Origin of the sequence: Paraburkholderia silvatlantica (assembly GCF_003096715.1) — a bacterium.
GTDB classification, from domain to species: domain Bacteria; phylum Pseudomonadota; class Gammaproteobacteria; order Burkholderiales; family Burkholderiaceae; genus Paraburkholderia; species Paraburkholderia silvatlantica.
This window is the reverse complement of record NZ_QEOL01000031.1, coordinates 64,496-79,774: the sequence shown is the minus strand read 5'-3', so window position 1 is coordinate 79,774 and position 15,279 is coordinate 64,496. Positions and strand designations below refer to the sequence as shown.

17 protein-coding genes and 1 tRNA gene are annotated in these 15,279 nt (G+C 64.5%); 10 read left to right on the top strand and 8 right to left on the bottom strand.

The window, feature by feature from the left end; all coding sequences use genetic code 11:
- Window positions 1–158: 158 nt before the first annotated feature.
- The 6 genes from minC (at window position 159) to C7411_RS38690 (ending at window position 4,535) form a co-directional block, all read left to right on the top strand.
- Window positions 159–1,025: a septum site-determining protein MinC gene (gene minC / locus C7411_RS31915; RefSeq protein WP_110388033.1), complete on the top strand. Its 867-nt coding sequence runs from the start codon at window positions 159–161 to the stop codon at window positions 1,023–1,025.
- Window positions 1,026–1,123: 98 nt separating this feature from the next.
- Window positions 1,124–1,939, top strand: coding sequence for a septum site-determining protein MinD (minD, locus tag C7411_RS31910; protein ID WP_042260914.1), 816 nt, complete (start codon window positions 1,124–1,126; stop codon window positions 1,937–1,939).
- A gap of 14 nt (window positions 1,940–1,953) precedes the next feature.
- On the top strand, window positions 1,954–2,208 hold the full coding sequence (gene minE, locus C7411_RS31905; RefSeq protein ID WP_028215841.1) for a cell division topological specificity factor MinE: 255 nt from the start codon (window positions 1,954–1,956) through the stop codon (window positions 2,206–2,208).
- A gap of 232 nt (window positions 2,209–2,440) precedes the next feature.
- Window positions 2,441–2,758, top strand: a complete 318-nt coding sequence (locus C7411_RS31900; protein ID WP_110388032.1) for a YXWGXW repeat-containing protein — start codon at window positions 2,441–2,443, stop codon at window positions 2,756–2,758.
- A gap of 381 nt (window positions 2,759–3,139) precedes the next feature.
- Window positions 3,140–4,147, top strand: coding sequence for a lipopolysaccharide heptosyltransferase I (waaC, locus tag C7411_RS31895; RefSeq protein WP_110388031.1), 1,008 nt, complete (start codon window positions 3,140–3,142; stop codon window positions 4,145–4,147).
- A 262-nt stretch (window positions 4,148–4,409) separates the two neighbouring features.
- On the top strand, window positions 4,410–4,535 hold the full coding sequence (locus C7411_RS38690; protein WP_256094537.1) for a hypothetical protein: 126 nt from the start codon (window positions 4,410–4,412) through the stop codon (window positions 4,533–4,535).
- A gap of 27 nt (window positions 4,536–4,562) precedes the next feature.
- Here C7411_RS38690 and C7411_RS31885 read toward each other — a convergent pair whose 3' ends face one another.
- The 8 genes from C7411_RS31885 to rph form a co-directional block, all read right to left on the bottom strand.
- On the bottom strand, window positions 4,563–4,742 hold the full coding sequence (locus C7411_RS31885) for a hypothetical protein (protein ID WP_110388029.1): 180 nt from the start codon (window positions 4,740–4,742) through the stop codon (window positions 4,563–4,565).
- Window positions 4,743–4,899: 157 nt separating this feature from the next.
- The gene (locus C7411_RS31880) at window positions 4,900–6,216 is read right to left on the bottom strand and encodes an MFS transporter (RefSeq protein WP_110388028.1); all 1,317 of its coding nucleotides are present in this window, start codon (window positions 6,214–6,216) and stop codon (window positions 4,900–4,902) included.
- Window positions 6,217–6,604: 388 nt separating this feature from the next.
- Complete coding sequence (locus C7411_RS31875; protein ID WP_110388062.1) at window positions 6,605–7,039, bottom strand: TonB family protein; 435 nt, start codon at window positions 7,037–7,039, stop codon at window positions 6,605–6,607.
- A gap of 204 nt (window positions 7,040–7,243) precedes the next feature.
- The gene (locus C7411_RS31870; RefSeq protein ID WP_042261279.1) at window positions 7,244–7,456 is read right to left on the bottom strand and encodes a hypothetical protein; all 213 of its coding nucleotides are present in this window, start codon (window positions 7,454–7,456) and stop codon (window positions 7,244–7,246) included.
- 308 nt (window positions 7,457–7,764) lie between these two features.
- A tRNA-Ser gene (locus tag C7411_RS31865) sits at window positions 7,765–7,854 on the bottom strand.
- Window positions 7,855–7,919: 65 nt separating this feature from the next.
- Complete coding sequence (gene hemW, locus C7411_RS31860) at window positions 7,920–9,089, bottom strand: radical SAM family heme chaperone HemW (protein WP_110388061.1); 1,170 nt, start codon at window positions 9,087–9,089, stop codon at window positions 7,920–7,922.
- Between the two features lie 44 nt (window positions 9,090–9,133).
- Window positions 9,134–9,781 (bottom strand): RdgB/HAM1 family non-canonical purine NTP pyrophosphatase, encoded by a 648-nt coding sequence (rdgB, locus tag C7411_RS31855; RefSeq protein ID WP_110388027.1) that lies wholly within the window; start codon window positions 9,779–9,781, stop codon window positions 9,134–9,136.
- Window positions 9,774–10,514, bottom strand: coding sequence for a ribonuclease PH (gene rph, locus C7411_RS31850; protein WP_110388060.1), 741 nt, complete (start codon window positions 10,512–10,514; stop codon window positions 9,774–9,776). Before rph ends, rdgB begins: the two co-directional genes overlap by 8 nt.
- 292 nt (window positions 10,515–10,806) lie before the next feature.
- Between rph and C7411_RS31845 the strand changes: the two genes are divergently transcribed.
- The 4 genes from C7411_RS31845 to C7411_RS31830 all read left to right on the top strand — a co-directional run bounded on the left by C7411_RS31845 (window position 10,807) and on the right by C7411_RS31830 (window position 15,205).
- A complete protein-coding gene (locus C7411_RS31845) occupies window positions 10,807–11,745 on the top strand; it encodes a YicC family protein (RefSeq protein WP_110388026.1) in 939 nt (312 codons plus the stop codon).
- Between the two features lie 14 nt (window positions 11,746–11,759).
- The gene (gmk, locus tag C7411_RS31840; protein ID WP_110388059.1) at window positions 11,760–12,473 is read left to right on the top strand and encodes a guanylate kinase; all 714 of its coding nucleotides are present in this window, start codon (window positions 11,760–11,762) and stop codon (window positions 12,471–12,473) included.
- Window positions 12,474–12,513: 40 nt separating this feature from the next.
- Window positions 12,514–12,717 carry a DNA-directed RNA polymerase subunit omega gene (gene rpoZ, locus C7411_RS31835; RefSeq protein WP_006400783.1) on the top strand — a complete coding sequence of 68 codons (204 nt, stop codon included), beginning with the start codon at window positions 12,514–12,516 and terminating at the stop codon, window positions 12,715–12,717.
- A gap of 121 nt (window positions 12,718–12,838) precedes the next feature.
- Window positions 12,839–15,205, top strand: coding sequence for a RelA/SpoT family protein (locus tag C7411_RS31830; RefSeq protein ID WP_110388025.1), 2,367 nt, complete (start codon window positions 12,839–12,841; stop codon window positions 15,203–15,205).
- Window positions 15,206–15,279: the final 74 nt, after the last annotated feature.

Below are 15,279 nucleotides of genomic sequence, written 5' to 3'. Positions count from 1 at the left end.
CGCGGCGCGTTCGCGCTTCGCGCGCTCTTTGTTTGCGCGATTTTTGCTGGTGCATGAGTTGTACGTATCCGGCAGCGAATTTGGCTGAATGCCCCATTAAAAATAATGGCCGTGTGCGTCCGCGCCTGTAAAATACGCAAAATTTTTAGCCGAACGCCATGTCGCCCAGGAAATCGCCATATTTCGAACTGAAGAGCGGTTCAGTCGATACGCTTCTGTTCGTGGTCAAGACGACCGAGCTCGATGCCATGCGCGCCGAGCTCACGCGGCGCTTCGAGGCGACGCCCGAATTCTTCGCAAACGACACCGTCGCGATCGACGTGCGGCGTCTCGCCGACGGAGAACAGGTCGCGCTCGGCGACATCGCGCGTCTGCTCGAAAGCGTGCGCATGCGCCCGGTCGGCGTGGTTGCACAACCTGAGCAACACGGCTGGGCCGCAGCGGCAGGCCTGCCGTTCCTCGAGGCACGCGACCGCCGCGGCGCAGGCGCGAAGCCGGCCGCCGAAGATGGCGCAAGCGACGGCGAGCTATCGAATGCTTCGGCTACCGCTTCCACCGCGCCGCAAGTCACCGCCGCGCAACCCGAACTCTTTGCCGCCGAAACGGACCCGGCCGCCGCCGCAACGAGCGCAGCGGCAACGGTGAGCGCGGCGGCGACGCTCGACGCCGGCGCATCGGGCGCGCGCGCAGAACCCACGCTCGTGATCGACCGGCCGTTGCGCTCGGGCCAGCGCATCTATGCGAAGGGCGACGTAGTCGTGCTCGGCCTCGTTTCCAACGGCGCGGAAGTGATCGCCGAGGGCAACATCCATATTTACGCGCCGTTGCGCGGCCGCGCGCTCGCGGGCGTGCACGGCAACCACGACGCACGCATTTTCTGCACGAGCCTCGAGGCGGAACTGATTTCGATTGCGGGCATCTACCGTACCACTGAAGTGCCACTCGCCGACGACGTGCGGGGCAAGCCGGCTCAGATCCGGCTCGAGGAAGAAAAGCTGTTGATCGAACCGTTGAGGCTCACCTGAGCCGCAGCTCGAGCGTCGTGCGCAGGCGGGCAGGGGCATGAGCGGCGCGAGACCAGGACGAGACCAAATTGGGAAACTGACGAACGCAAGGTAAGGGAATGGCAAAAATCATTGTGGTGACTTCGGGCAAAGGTGGTGTCGGTAAAACGACCACGAGCGCGAGTTTCGCATCGGGCCTCGCGTTGCGCGGCCACAAGACCGCGGTCATCGACTTCGACGTGGGCCTGCGCAATCTCGACCTCATCATGGGTTGCGAGCGCCGCGTCGTGTACGACCTGATCAACGTGATCCAGGGTGAGGCGAACCTCAATCAGGCGCTCATCAAGGACAAGAAGTGCGAAAACCTCTTCATTCTCCCGGCCTCGCAAACGCGCGATAAAGACGCGCTCACGAAGGAAGGCGTGGAGAAGGTGATCGAGGACCTGCGCAAGATGGACTTCGAGTACATCGTGTGCGATTCGCCTGCGGGCATCGAGTCGGGCGCGCTGCTCGCCATGCACTTCGCCGACGAAGCGCTCATCGTGACGAACCCGGAAGTGTCTTCCGTGCGCGACTCGGACCGTATCCTCGGCATGCTGTCGTCGAAGACGAAGCGCGCGATCGAAGGCAAGGACCCGATCAAGGAGCACCTGCTCATCACCCGCTACAACCCGAAGCGCGTGAGCGAAGGCGAGATGCTCTCGCTGAACGACATTCAGGAGATCCTGCGCATCGAACTGATCGGCGTGATTCCCGAGTCGGAAGCGGTGCTGCACGCATCGAACCAGGGTCTGCCGGCAGTGCATCTGGACGGCACCGACGTCGCCGAGTCGTACAAGGACGTCGTGTCGCGCTTTCTCGGCGAGGACAAGTCGCTTCGCTTCACCGATTACCAGAAGCCGGGCCTCTTGCAGCGCCTCTTCGGTAGCAAGTAAGGGAGGCGAACGTCATGTCGTTTCTTTCGTTTTTTCTCGGCGAGAAGAAGAAGTCCGCCTCGGTAGCGAAGGAACGCCTGCAGCTCATCATTGCTCACGAGCGCGCAGGCGGCCATCCGCCCGCCGACTATCTGCCGGCCCTGCAACGCGAACTGGTCGCGGTGATCTCGAAGTACGTGAAGATCTCCGATGACGACATTCGCGTGAGCCTCGAACGTCAGGACGATCTCGAAGTGCTCGAGGTCAAGATCGAGATTCCCCAGGCTTGAGTTTCAACGCGCGCAGCCGCTGCGCTGCGCGCGCCGCTCGTCGTATTGCTTCACTTTTCCTCCGCACGCCTTCCTTTCCCGCGCGCCGCGCTTTGGCCCAGCCGCCTGCCTTACCGAAATATTCGGTTTCACTTCACCCTGCGCCGTAACACCGCCGCTGTCAGCGCATCGCCGTGCTCGCGCATTGATCGGCTAACGCCAATCATGGCGTCCACAATCAAGGGTGATCCACATGAACAACTCCATTCGCCTCTTCATCGCCAAGGCCGCGATCGTTGCCGCTGGCACCTGCGCTGTCGCGGCTCCGGCGCTTGCCGAAATCGTCGTGGTCGAGCCGAGCGCGCCGCCGCCTGCCGAACGCGTGGAAGTCGTGCCGGCGCCGCGTGCGGGCTACGTATGGGACAAGGGCCACTGGCGTTGGGACCACGGCCAGTACGTGTGGGTGCGGGGCCATTGGCAGGCCGAGCGTGTCGGCTACCACTGGGTGCCGGGCCACTGGATCGCCCACGGCCCGAACTGGCGCTGGGTCGAAGGCCACTGGGCTGCCTGATCTTTCAAGCCTGAGGAGAGCCCCGGCATGAGTCAAAAACTGCTCGCGGCGGCTGTGCTTGCGCTTACGCTGGCGGGCTGCATCGTCGTGCCGGCGCGGCCCATGTACGTGAGACCCGCACCGGTTGTCGTCTACTAGTCGTTGACCGCTTTTATTGATCCCTCGACGGATCGTCCCGATCGGGCCCGACGCGTATTGGCGTGTCGGGCCCGGCGCCTTTTGCAGCATACATTGTCGATGCAGCACGAGGACCCTGTAACAAAGGGACAGATTTCGCTCATCGTGGCTCGCCCGTTCGCCGGCCGATGCAAGGGTTCGTCCGCTAAAATCTCTGCAAATCCCTTGAAGACTGGAATATTGGGCCCTGCGGTCCGCAGCACAATGAAACGAGTTTTGATTGTCAAAGTGACTTCTCTCGGCGATATCGTCGAGGCGCTCCCGGTCGTGGCCGACGTGCAGCGCGCCTTCCCCGGAGTCAAGGTCGATTGGGCCGCGGACGAGGCCTTTGCCGATATCGTGCGCTGGAACGCCGGCGTCGACCGCGTGCTCTGCGCGCCGCTGCGGCGCTTCAAGAAGGCGCGCCGCTGGAGCGACTTCAAGGCGATCTGGGCGTCGATTGCGGAACTGCGCGCGTACCGCTACGACGCTATCGTCGACATTCACGGTGTGTACAAGAGCGCGATCATCGCGTTTCTCGCGCGCGGGCGGCGCCGCTTCGGCTATCTCTCGCAGGACCTCGGCGAGCGCGGCGCGGCCTTCGCATACAACGGCCGTTTCGGGCCGCGTCCGAAGTGCAATGCGTGGCACGGCTTGCGCATCAGCGCCGGCGAGGCGCTCGGCTATACGGTCGACACGCCGCCCGAGTTCCAGATGCGCGTACCGCGCGACGGCACCGCGCTGCCTGCGCCTGAAGCGCCCACGGCGCTGCTCTTTCACGCCACTTCGAAAGACGAGAAGAAGTGGCCGGTCGCGCATTGGGGCGAACTGGGCAATGCCTTGATCGCGCGTGGCCTGCGCGTCGAACTGCCGTGGGGTTCCGACAACGAGCACGCCACGGCTCGCGAGATCGCAGCGCTGATTCCGGGCGCGACGGTGCTGCCTCGGCTCACGGTTTCCCAGGTCGCACAGCGCATCGAGGATTGCGCGCTCGTGGTCGGCACCGACACGGGCTTCGTGCATCTGTCGCACGCGCTCGTCAAGCCGACCGTGATGATCTTCGTTTCGACCGACGCCGAGCACAGCGGCGTGCATGCGCCCAATCGCTCGATCTCGATTGGCGACGGTCGTCACGTGCCGCCCGTGCAGGTGGCGATCGATGCCGTCGATCGTATCTACCCGGCGCGCCATGGCGGCGCGTCTGCGCAGTCATCGCGCGTTCACGCCGCTTGAGATTTCGCGGGCCGGCACGCGCGTTGCAGCGTGCTTTCCCAGCAGTTTCCCATTACGAGCTTGTTAAAAGTGTCGCGCTTGTATTGCAGGCGCGCGTCTGACAGCGCACGCAAAAGGCTTTGAGCGCCGACGCTGTTACATGAGCCACACCGCCGCTTACAAATTGCAACGCCTCACGCCTTCGCCGTCGTGTTCAATCGTAACCGTCCAGCCCGACATCGCATGGCCGGACACAGACACTGACCTGAAGGGAGAGACCACTGTGAAACGATTGACGCTTACCCTCATCGCCGGCGCATTGCTCGCGGCTTCGCTGGGCGGCTGCGTCGTGGTGCCGGCCGGCGGCTACTACGGCGGCGGCTACCATCACGGCTATTACTATCGCTGATCGCCGCCGGACGCGGCATGACGGCGTTCAGGCGAGCAGTATTTCGAGCGCGATAACCGCGGCAATTGCCGCGGCATTCGCCGCCAGCGCTTCGAGCAATACCGCACGCCAGGTCGAGGTGCGCAGTCGAAACGCCAGCAGGAGCGAGATGCCCAGGGCGAGGGCGATGATCAGAACAATGTCGGCGTTGCCCAGATGCAGGTTCATCGTCGGCTCCCCCTGGGAGATGGTTTCCGCTTGTCGATTCGAGCGCTTGTCGATTCGAGTATAGGCACGCATCGCGCGTACCCAAAGCGATCAAAAAGGCGTAAAAAAAGCGCAGGCCGTCTGGCGACCTGCGCTTTTTTGTTGATGAGGCGATGCGTTACGAGAGCGAAGTATGGCGCGTTTCGCGCATGCACAGGACACCGAACAGGCTCACGCAGGCGGCAATCGACACATACGCGCCGACCCAGGAGAGACCGCCGCGCGCGGCCAGCACCTGGGCGATATACGGCGCGACCGATGCGCCGAGAATGCCACCCAGGTTGTACGCCACGCCCGCGCCTGTATAGCGCACGCTGGTCGGGAACAGCTCGGGCAACAGCGCGCCCATCGGCGCGAACGTGGCGCCCATCAGGAACAGCTGGATCACGAGGAAGAGCAACACGAGCGGCGTCGCACCGCTGCCGAGCAGCGGCTCCATCGTGAAGCCCGAGAGAATCGCCAGAATGCAGCCGACGATCAGCACGGGCTTGCGGCCGAAGCGGTCGGAAAGCCAGGCCGAGATCGGCGTGGCGATGCCCATGAACACCACCGCGATGCACAGCATGCCAAGGAAGGTCGGGCGCGGAATGTGCAGCGCCGTCACGCCGTGCGAGAGCGAGAACACCGTGGCGTTATAGAAGAGCGTGTAGCACACGACCATGGCGAGGGCGCCGAGCAGCGTCGGCCACCAGTACTGCGAGAGCAGCGTCGCGACCGGCACCTTGACGCGTTCCTCGCGCTCGACGGCGGCCTTGAAGGCGGGCGTTTCGGCGATCTTCAGGCGCACGTACAGACCGAGCGCGACGAGCACCGCCGAGACGATGAACGGCACGCGCCAGCCCCAGTCGCGGAACTGCTGGTCGGAGAGCGTCGAGGCGAGGCCGAAGAAAAGGCCGTTCGAGGCAAGGAAGCCCACCGACGGCCCGAGCTGCGGGAACATGCCGAACCAGCCGCGCTTGCCTTGCGGCGCGTATTCCGTCGCGAGAAGAGCGGCGCCGCCCCATTCGCCGCCGAGGCCGATGCCCTGGCCGAAGCGCAGGATGCACAGCAGGATCGGCGCGAGGCTGCCGATCGCGTCATAGCCGGGCAGGAAGCCGATCAGCGTGGTGGAGAGGCCCATGACGAGCAGCGACGCCACCAGCGTCGATTTACGGCCGATACGGTCGCCGAAGTGGCCGAAGATGAACGAGCCGATCGGCCGCGCGACGAACGCGATGCCGAAGGTGACGAACGCCGAGAGCGCCTGCGCCGTGGCCGAACCGTGCGGGAAGAACACGGGGCCGATCACGAGCGCGGCGGCCGTTGCGTACACATAGAAGTCGTAGAACTCGATTGCGGTACCGATAAAGCTCGCAAAGATCACGCGCGCGGTGCTTTGCTGCTTCGCTGCGTCTGCCTGATCGGCGCGCGCGGGCGAAATGGGTGAGGTGGACATCCAGGGTCTCCAGTCGTTGTGACGCGCTTGCGCTGGGTCTTGCGAGGCTTGCGCGGGCGTCTTTGTTCAGGCTCGAAACGTGGCGGGGCGCATAGTTGGCGCTCGACGCTGCGGCAGCGTCCGTCAGGCGGCGACGCGTCGCCAGTATGCATCGCCCGGCGCGAGCCGTGCGCGTTGATTCCTGACCGGCCGGAGCGCGCGCCGATAGGCGCAAAAGAGCGAAAGCGCGGTCGAAGCCTCGCGCGGCGGCGCGGATGGCGCGTGGCGACAGGCGTGGCCGGCGGGTGCCGGCTGGGGATAGCGGAAAATTATAACGACCGTGCGCGCCGTGCAGCAAGGCGGGCCAAGCAGGCTCGCGCGCGTCAGGCATCGGCGCGAAGGGCCTTGGTCACTGGTAGTTCTGCGCCTGGGGCGAGGCGAGCGTGCGCAACTGGAACTTGCCGTTGTCGTTGAAGAGCCAGTCCTCGAACATCTCGAGCTGGCCGGCGGAATTCAGCAGGCCGCCCGGCGGCGGCGGCAGCGGCGCGGCACGGCGCAATGTTGCGAGGGCGGTGGCTTCGGCTTCGTCGTCGCCGTTGGTCCGGTAAACCGACGACTTCACGATCTGGCCATTGCGATTGACCGTGAACGAGACGACCACGAGCGAGCGCAGCATGGCCTGTGGCGCGCCATGCAGAACGTAGGACGGGTTGTGCTCGACGATGTGTTTCGCGACCGTGTTGCGATAGTCGTCGAGTGTGACGCTGTTGATCGCCGCGGGGGGAATGACGAGGAGCGGTCTGGGCGGCGGCGTGATCGTGCAGGCGCCGAGGCACCCGAGCATCGCGAACAGCAAAACCAGACCGAGGCGCCGTGCGAGGGAGGCGCGAGGTGCGGATGAACCGCAGGACCACTGGACGCGGATGAGCATGTCGAGCAAGCTCGGAAGCGGAACCTGAATCGAGCTTAGACGATACGCAGCAGGAAGCAATCAGAACTGTCCCGTGTCGTTCACGGGACGTGCGAAACGGCGAGATGCTCAGGCTGCTTATTCGACCGGGAACTGCGCGCAGGGATCGGAGGCGGTCGTTGCACAGGCGTACGAGTATTCGCCGCTCTTCAGGAACAGTTCCTTGCCGACCTGGAAGTTGTCACGCAGATTGGGCGAGCTTTCCCACGCGATGTAGCTGGAGCACATCACGGCGAACAGGACGACGAGCGAAAACGCGAATTTTTCGAGCAGCTGGTATTGGTGCGGCATGGCAATCTTTCCCATCAATGGGTGGGATTTTACCTCATGATTAGGGTTTTCACCTAGTGAATTGGGTGCCATTTGCCGAGGTGATCTTTGAACTTGACCCTTTAATCGAGGTGGGAATGTCGATGTGCTCTGCGCGAGCACGATCTGTCAGCGCAAAATACCTTGCAGTCCTGATTATTCGCGATCCGATGTTGACCACGCATTCTCGCGTGGCGCAGGGGCGGTATCTCGTTGATCAGTGGCGTTTCGGCCTGACGGCCGGGACCTTGACGACACGCTGGCGCGCAGACGCGCCAGGCTTCAAGAATTGGCGGAGGCGGTGAGATTCGAACTCACGGAAGGGTTACCCCTTCGCCGGTTTTCAAGACCGGTGCATTCAACCACTCTGCCACACCTCCGGAGCCGCGCATTGTAACCCGAAACGCACACGCGGCGGCAGTCGCCCAATCGATCTGCGTCGGCCTCAGTGCGGGTCTTTGAGGAACAGCGCCTGCAAGTCGTTCAGGAAGCGCTGCCCCAACTCGGTCGGCGCGATCTTTTCGTAGTCGCGCGTGATGAGCTCGCGCCGCTCGGCTTCCTGCAGCGCCGGTTCGATCGTCGTGATCGGCAAGCCCGTGCGTTCGATGAAACGATGCACCGGAAACCCTTCCACGAGCCGCAGCGCGTTGAGCATGAACTCGAACGGCAAATCGCGCGCGCTGACTTCGTGCTCTTCCTGGACCGGCGTGCCCGCTCGCGCCTGTTCGATAAAGGTCGCCGGATGCTTGTAGCGCGCCTGGCGCACGATGCGGTTCGGAAACGAGAGCTTCGTATGCGCGCCGGCGCCGATCCCGAGATAGTCGCCGAAGCGCCAGTAGTTGAGGTTGTGCCGGCATTGGCGATCCGGCTGTGCGTAAGCCGAAACCTCATAGCGTCCGTATCCCGCGCCCGACGTGCGCTCGTGAATCCAGTCCTGCATATCGGCGGACTGGTCGTCGTCGGGCAGGGCAGGCGGAAATTTGGCGAACAACGTATTCGGTTCGAGCGTCAGGTGATACAGCGACAGATGCGGCGGCTTGAACGAGAGCGCCGTCTCGATGTCGGCCTGGCATTCGGCGAGCGTCTGCTGCGGCAGCGCGAACATCAGGTCGAGGTTGAAATTGTCGAAAGTCTTCGCCGCGACTTCGACCGCATGGCGTGCCTGCGCCGCGTCGTGAATGCGTCCGAGCGCCTTCAGATGCGCCTCGTTGAAACTCTGGATGCCCACCGAGAGCCGGTTCACGCCGCTCGCGCGGAACTGCGCGAACTTCGCGGCTTCGAACGTGCCGGGGTTCGCTTCGAGCGTGATCTCGGCGTCGGCGTCGAGCGGCAGCAGGGCGCGCACGTCCGAAAGCAGTCGATCGAGACCCGCAGCGGAGAGCAGGCTGGGCGTCCCCCCGCCGATGAACACGGTATGCACCTGGCGGCCCCAGACGAGCGGCAACGCCTGCTCGAGATCGGCGCGCAGCGCGTCGAGGTAATCGTCTTCGGGGAAGCGCTCGCCCTTCCATTCATGCGAGTTGAAATCGCAATACGGGCACTTGCGCACGCACCACGGAAAATGCACGTAGAGCGCAAGCGGTGGCAGCGAAGTGAGGCGAATGCTGCCAGGCATCGTGAACGACTGGACCACGTCGACGCCAATTCGATGCTGCTGGCTCACGCTTCCTCCTCGAGTCGTGCGAGCAGTTGGCGCAGGGCGATTGCGCGATGGCTGGACGCGTTCTTGAGCGCCGGATCGAGCTCGGCGGCCGTGGCCTCGAACTCCGGAACGTAGAAGTAAGGGTCGTAACCGAAGCCGTTGTCGCCGCGCGGCGCGTCGAGCACCACGCCGTGCCAGCGGCCTTCGGCGATGAGCGGCTCGGGGTCGTCGGCATGGCGCACGAGCGCGAGCACGCAGTAGTAGTAGCCGCGGCGATCCGTGTGACCTTTCAGGTTCGCGACGAGCAGCGCGTTGTTCGCTGCGTCGCTCTTCTCGCCGCCCGCGAGCTGCGCGTAACGCGCCGAATACACGCCCGGCGCGCCGCGCAGCGCGCGCACGCACAGGCCCGAGTCGTCGGCGAGCGCGGGCAGGCCCGTGAGCTTCGCCGCATGGCGTGCCTTGGCGAGCGCGTTCTCCACGAAGGTGGGATGCGGCTCTTCGGCTTCGGGCACGTTCAGCGCGCCTTGCGGCACGAGTTCGATCCCGGCCGCGCCGAAGAGCGCCGCGAACTCGCGCAGCTTGCCTGCGTTGTTCGAGGCGAGCACGACGCGCGAGAGCGCGCGAGCCGGGGTTTGTGCCGCCGAAGCCGGCTGCCGGTCAGCCATGCGAGATCTCCAGCGCGGCCTTCTGCTTTTCGATCAGCGAGCGGATGCCGCTTTGCGCCAGATCGAGCAGCGCATTCAGTTCTTCACGCGAGAACGGCGTGCCTTCCGCCGTGCCCTGGACTTCGACCATGCCGCCCGAGCCCGTCATGACGACGTTCATGTCGGTGTCGCACTGCGAGTCTTCGTCATAGTCGAGGTCGAGCACGGGCACGCCTTCGTACACGCCGACCGAGATCGCGGCCACGTAGTCGGAGATCGGCGAGCGTTCGATGCGGCCCGTGGCCAGCAGCTTCGAGACGGCGTCGTGGGCCGCCACGAACGCGCCCGTGATGCTTGCCGTGCGTGTGCCGCCATCGGCTTGCAGCACGTCGCAATCGAGGTTGATGGTGCGCGCACCGAGCGCCTCGAGGTCGAACACCGCGCGCATCGCGCGGCCGATCAGGCGCTGGATTTCCTGCGTACGGCCCGTTTGCTTGCCGCGCGCGGCTTCGCGGTCGCTGCGCGTGTGCGTGGCGCGCGGCAGCATGCCGTATTCGGCGGTGAGCCAACCCTGGCCCTTGTCGCGCAGGAACGGCGGCACGCTTTCGGACACGCTTGCGGTGCACAACACCTTCGTGTCGCCGAACTCGACGAGGACCGATCCTTCGGCGTACTTCGTGTAGTTGCGGGTGATGCGGACGTCGCGAAGCCGGTCGGCGGCGCGGCCGGAGGGGCGCTGGATGGATTGGGTCATCGTGAAGGTGCGCGAGGGCACGAGAGGAAAGGGGAAGCCGTGATTTTACCGCCTCCGCGCGCCACGCGAGGGGCGCGGCCGGAAGGCGGCAGGAAGGGAAAAAGGGGGCCGCCCCAGCCAGACGCGACGTGCGGCCCGCTCTTGCGAAGGCGCGCCTTCAAAAATGGGATAATGCGATTTCTCCGCCCCGCGCTTTTCGTCCATTCGCGACAACACGCCGGGCGCCTCGATTTCCTCGCCGTGACCCGCGCGCCCTGCGCACGATGCCACGGCTTTCTTCGCGAGACGAACCATGATTTACAGCATGACCGGCTATGCCAGTGCCACGCGCGAGCTTGCTGCGGCTTCGGGCACGGGCGGCGCGAGCGTTTCCGTCGAATTGCGCACGGTGAATTCGCGCTTTCTCGACCTGAACTTCCGCATGCCCGAAGACGTGCGCGTGTGCGAGCCCACGCTGCGCGAAATGCTGATGACGAAGCTCTCGCGCGGCAAGGTCGACATCCGCATCAACATCCAGAAGAGCGAGCAGGGCGCCAACGCTGGCGCGCTCAACCGCGACGCGCTCGATCAGCTTGCCGGGCTCGAGCGCGCCGTGCTCGAAGCGTTTCCCGAGTCGGGCCGTCTGCGCACGGGCGAGATCCTGCGCTGGCCCGGCGTGCTGGCGGAAAGCGGCGTCGCGGCCGAGGTGCTGCGCGACGCCGTGCTCGGCTGCGGCAAGCAGGCCATCGCTGACCTGATCGAAGTGCGCGCTCGCGAAGGCGCGCAGCTCGCCAACATGCTGCTTGCGAACGTGACCGAAATGGAAGCGATCGTCGCGCGCATCACGCCGCTCGTGCCGGAGCTGATCGCGAAGCACCAGCAGAAGATCGTCGAGCGTCTGCAGGAAGCGCTCGGCATCGCCGCGCCGGACAGCAACGGCAACGGCGGCAGCATCGGCAACATTTCGCGCGAAGAAATCGCCGAGCGCATTCGCCAGGAAGTGACGATGTATGGCATTCGTATCGACATCGCCGAAGAGCTCTCGCGCCTCACGGCGCACCTGAACGAAACGCGCCACGTGATCGAGAAGGGCGGCCGCGTCGGCAAGCGTCTCGACTTCATGATGCAGGAGCTCAACCGCGAAGCGAACACGCTTGGCTCGAAGGCGGCGGCGAAGGAACTCGCGGACGCCTCGATGACGCTCAAGCTGCTCATCGAGCAGATGCGCGAGCAGGTCCAGAATCTCGAATGAAGGAAGCAACGAACATGACCGACCAAAGCAGCGCCCCCAAAACGGACGCGAAGCAGGACAAGAAGCGCAATCCGTACGCGGGCATGTACCCCGGCAACCTCTTCATGGTGGTGGCGCCTTCGGGGGCGGGCAAGTCGACGCTCGTGAACGCGCTGCTCGCTGAAGACAGCGCGATCCGCCTGTCGATCTCGTACACGACGCGCGCGCCGCGTTCGAAGGAGCGCGACGGCGAGCACTATCACTTCACGACTGTCGACGACTTCCTCACGCGCCACGCTGCGGGCGAGTTCCTCGAGAGCGCGGAAGTGCATGGCAACTACTACGCCACGTCGCGCGTATGGATCGAAGACCAGATGAAAATCGGCCATGACGTCCTGCTCGAAATCGACTGGCAAGGGGCGCAGCAAGTGAAGAAGCAGTTCCGCAATGCCGTGGAAATCTTCATCCTGCCGCCGTCGCTCGAAGCGCTCGCCGACCGCCTGAAAAAGCGCGGCGAAGACGAGCCGAATGTCATCACGCGACGCCTGCTTGCAGCGGGCAGCGAGATCGCGCATGCGAGCGAATCGGAGTACGTCGTGATCAACGAGAACTTCGATCGCGCGCTGCAGGAGCTGCGCAATATCGTGAGCGCTACGCGTCTGCGCTTCGCTTCGCAATACGCCCGGCATACCGAGCTCTTCGTGCAGCTCGGTATCCACCACCCGCAGCCCGGCGCATCGGGCACATAAGGTAGAATAAGAACCTGCTGAGAATGAGAAGGAACCCGACATGGCCCGCATCACCGTCGAAGACTGTCTGAAACAGATTCCGAACCGCTTCGAACTGGCGCTCGCCGCGACGTATCGCGCCCGCCAGCTCGCCCAAGGTCACACGCCCAAGATCGAAAGCCGCGACAAGCCAACCGTTGTCGCGCTGCGCGAGATCGCGGCTGGCCAGGTCGGCCTCGAAATGCTGAAGAAGGTGCCCGTCTAAGGGCGCGTTCCGGGGCATTGTCGATCGCCCTGTAGTTTGGTTTGCACCATAGTTTGCCCCGTAGTTTCGTACCGCCGCAGCCGCTTTAACCGTCAACGCCAAACCTGATACGGAGGGGAACATGAGCACCACGCCCTCGCCGGCCACCGAGGTGGACCAGGAAGCCGAGACTGCGAGCCCTGCGCGCAATTACATCGACGCGGTCCTCGAACAGTCGTTTCGCCATCTGTTCGGGCCGACCGCGACGCCAGAGCAGCCCCGCAAACACGGGGTCGTCTCCATCGCCAATCTGACCGCCGCGCTCTCCGGTTACCTCACTCCCGAGGAAATCAAGGAGGTCAAGGCGGCGTTCCACTTCAGCGATGAAGCCCACCTCGGGCAATATCGCCAGAGCGGCGAACCCTATATCACCCATCCCGTCGCCGTTGCCGAAATCTGTGCCGGCTGGAAGCTCGACGCGCAGTCCATCATGGCCGCGCTCCTGCACGACGTGATGGAGGACCAGGGCGTGACCAAGGCGGAACTCGCCGAGCGCTTCGGCGCGAAGGTCGCGGAACTGGTCGATGGCCTGTCGAAACTCGACAAGATGGAGTTTCGCAACCGCGAGGAGGCACAGGCGGAGAACTTCCGCAAGATGCTCCTCGCGATGGCGCGCGACGTGCGTGTGATTCTCGTGAAGCTCGCCGACCGGCTGCACAACATGCGCACGCTCGGTGCGGTGCCGCCCGAAAAGCGCCGCCGCGTAGCGCGCGAGACCATCGACATCTACGCGCCCATCGCGCACCGTCTCGGCCTGAACAACACCTATCGCGAGCTGCAGGACCTGAGCTTCGCGAACTTCAATCCGAATCGCTACGCCACGCTCGAAAAAGCGGTGAAGGCCGCGCGCGGTAATCGCCGCGAAGTGGTGAGCAAGATTCTGGAAGCGGTGCAGCGCGCCATTGCCGACGCGAAGCTCGACGCCGAAGTCACCGGCCGCGAGAAGACCATCTTCAGCATCTACAAGAAGATGCGCGACAAGCAGTTGTCGTTCTCGCAGGTGCTCGACGTGTACGGTTTTCGCGTCGTGGTCGAGTCGGCGCTCGAGTGCTACACCTGCATCGGCGCGCTCCATGCGCTCTACAAGCCGGTTCCGGGCAAGTTCAAGGACTACATCGCCATTCCCAAGGTGAACGGCTATCAGTCCCTGCACACGACGCTCGTGGGCCCGTTCGGCGCGCCGATCGAGTTCCAGGTGCGCACGCGCAAGATGCACGAAATCGCCGAAGCCGGCGTGGCGGCGCACTGGCTCTACAAGAACGGCGGCGCGGATCTCAACGACGTGCAAAAGCGCGCGCACCAGTGGCTCAAGTCGCTGCTCGACATCCAGAGCGAGGTGGGCGACTCGAGCGAATTCCTCGAGCACGTCAAGATCGACCTGTTCCCGGACGCCGTCTACGTCTTCACGCCGAAGTCGAAGATCATGGCACTGCCGCGCGGCGCCACAGCGCTCGATTTCGCTTATTCGATCCACAGCGACCTTGGCAACCAGTGCGTGGCCGTGAAGATCAACAACGAACTGCTGCCGCTGCGTACGGAACTGAAGAGTGGCGACATCGTCGAGGTGATCACGGCGCCGTACTCCAAGCCGAATCCGGCGTGGCTCGGTTTCGTGCGCACCGGCAAGGCCCGCTCGGCGATCCGGCACTACCTGAAGACGATGCGTCTCACGGAGTCGGTGCAGCTGGGCGAGCGGCTCGTCGATCAGGCGCTCAAGGGCTATGGCTACCAGCTTTCGGAGGTCACGCCGGAAGTGTGGGAGAAGCTGGTCTTGTGGACCGGCAACAAAAACCGCCAGGAAATTTTCGCGGACATTGGTCTTGGCCGGCGCGTGGCGGCGGTCATGGCCAAGCGCATCGAAGTGCTGATGAGCGGCCAGGACGCCGACGACGCCGAGCATCACCATCCGCCGCGCGACCCGAATGCGCCGCAGGCGCCGCCTGTCGTCATCACGGGCACCGAGGGCATGTCGGTGCAGCTCTCGGCTTGCTGCCGACCGATTCCCGGCGACGACATCATGGGCTACATCGGCATCGGTCTTGGGATGGCGATCCACACGACCGACTGCCGCGTGGCGCAGCGCATCCACCGGCGCGACCCGGGCCGCTGGATCGACGTGGCGTGGGCGCCGCAGCCGGGGCGTCTGTTCGACGTCGCGGTGAAGGTGCTCGTGAAGAACACCAAGGGCGTGTTCGCGCGCGTGGCGGCAGACATTACGTCGGCGGACGCCAACATCGTGCACATCGCGATGGACGATGATCTGGCGCAGGAATCGAACCTGTTGCGCTTCGTGATCCAGGTGAGCGACCGCGTGCACCTCGCGAACGTCATGCGCCGCGTGCGCACGAATCCGGACGTGATGCGCATCGCGCGCGAGCGTTCGAGCGACGATGGGCACCATCGCCACGACGGCGGCATGCGCATCGAGCGCGAGCGCGCGGATTATTGACGCGGGCGGCGAGCCCGGTAACGCCGTCGCGTGGCACGGATCGCTTCCATGGCGCGTCTCGCGCGGTAATCTAT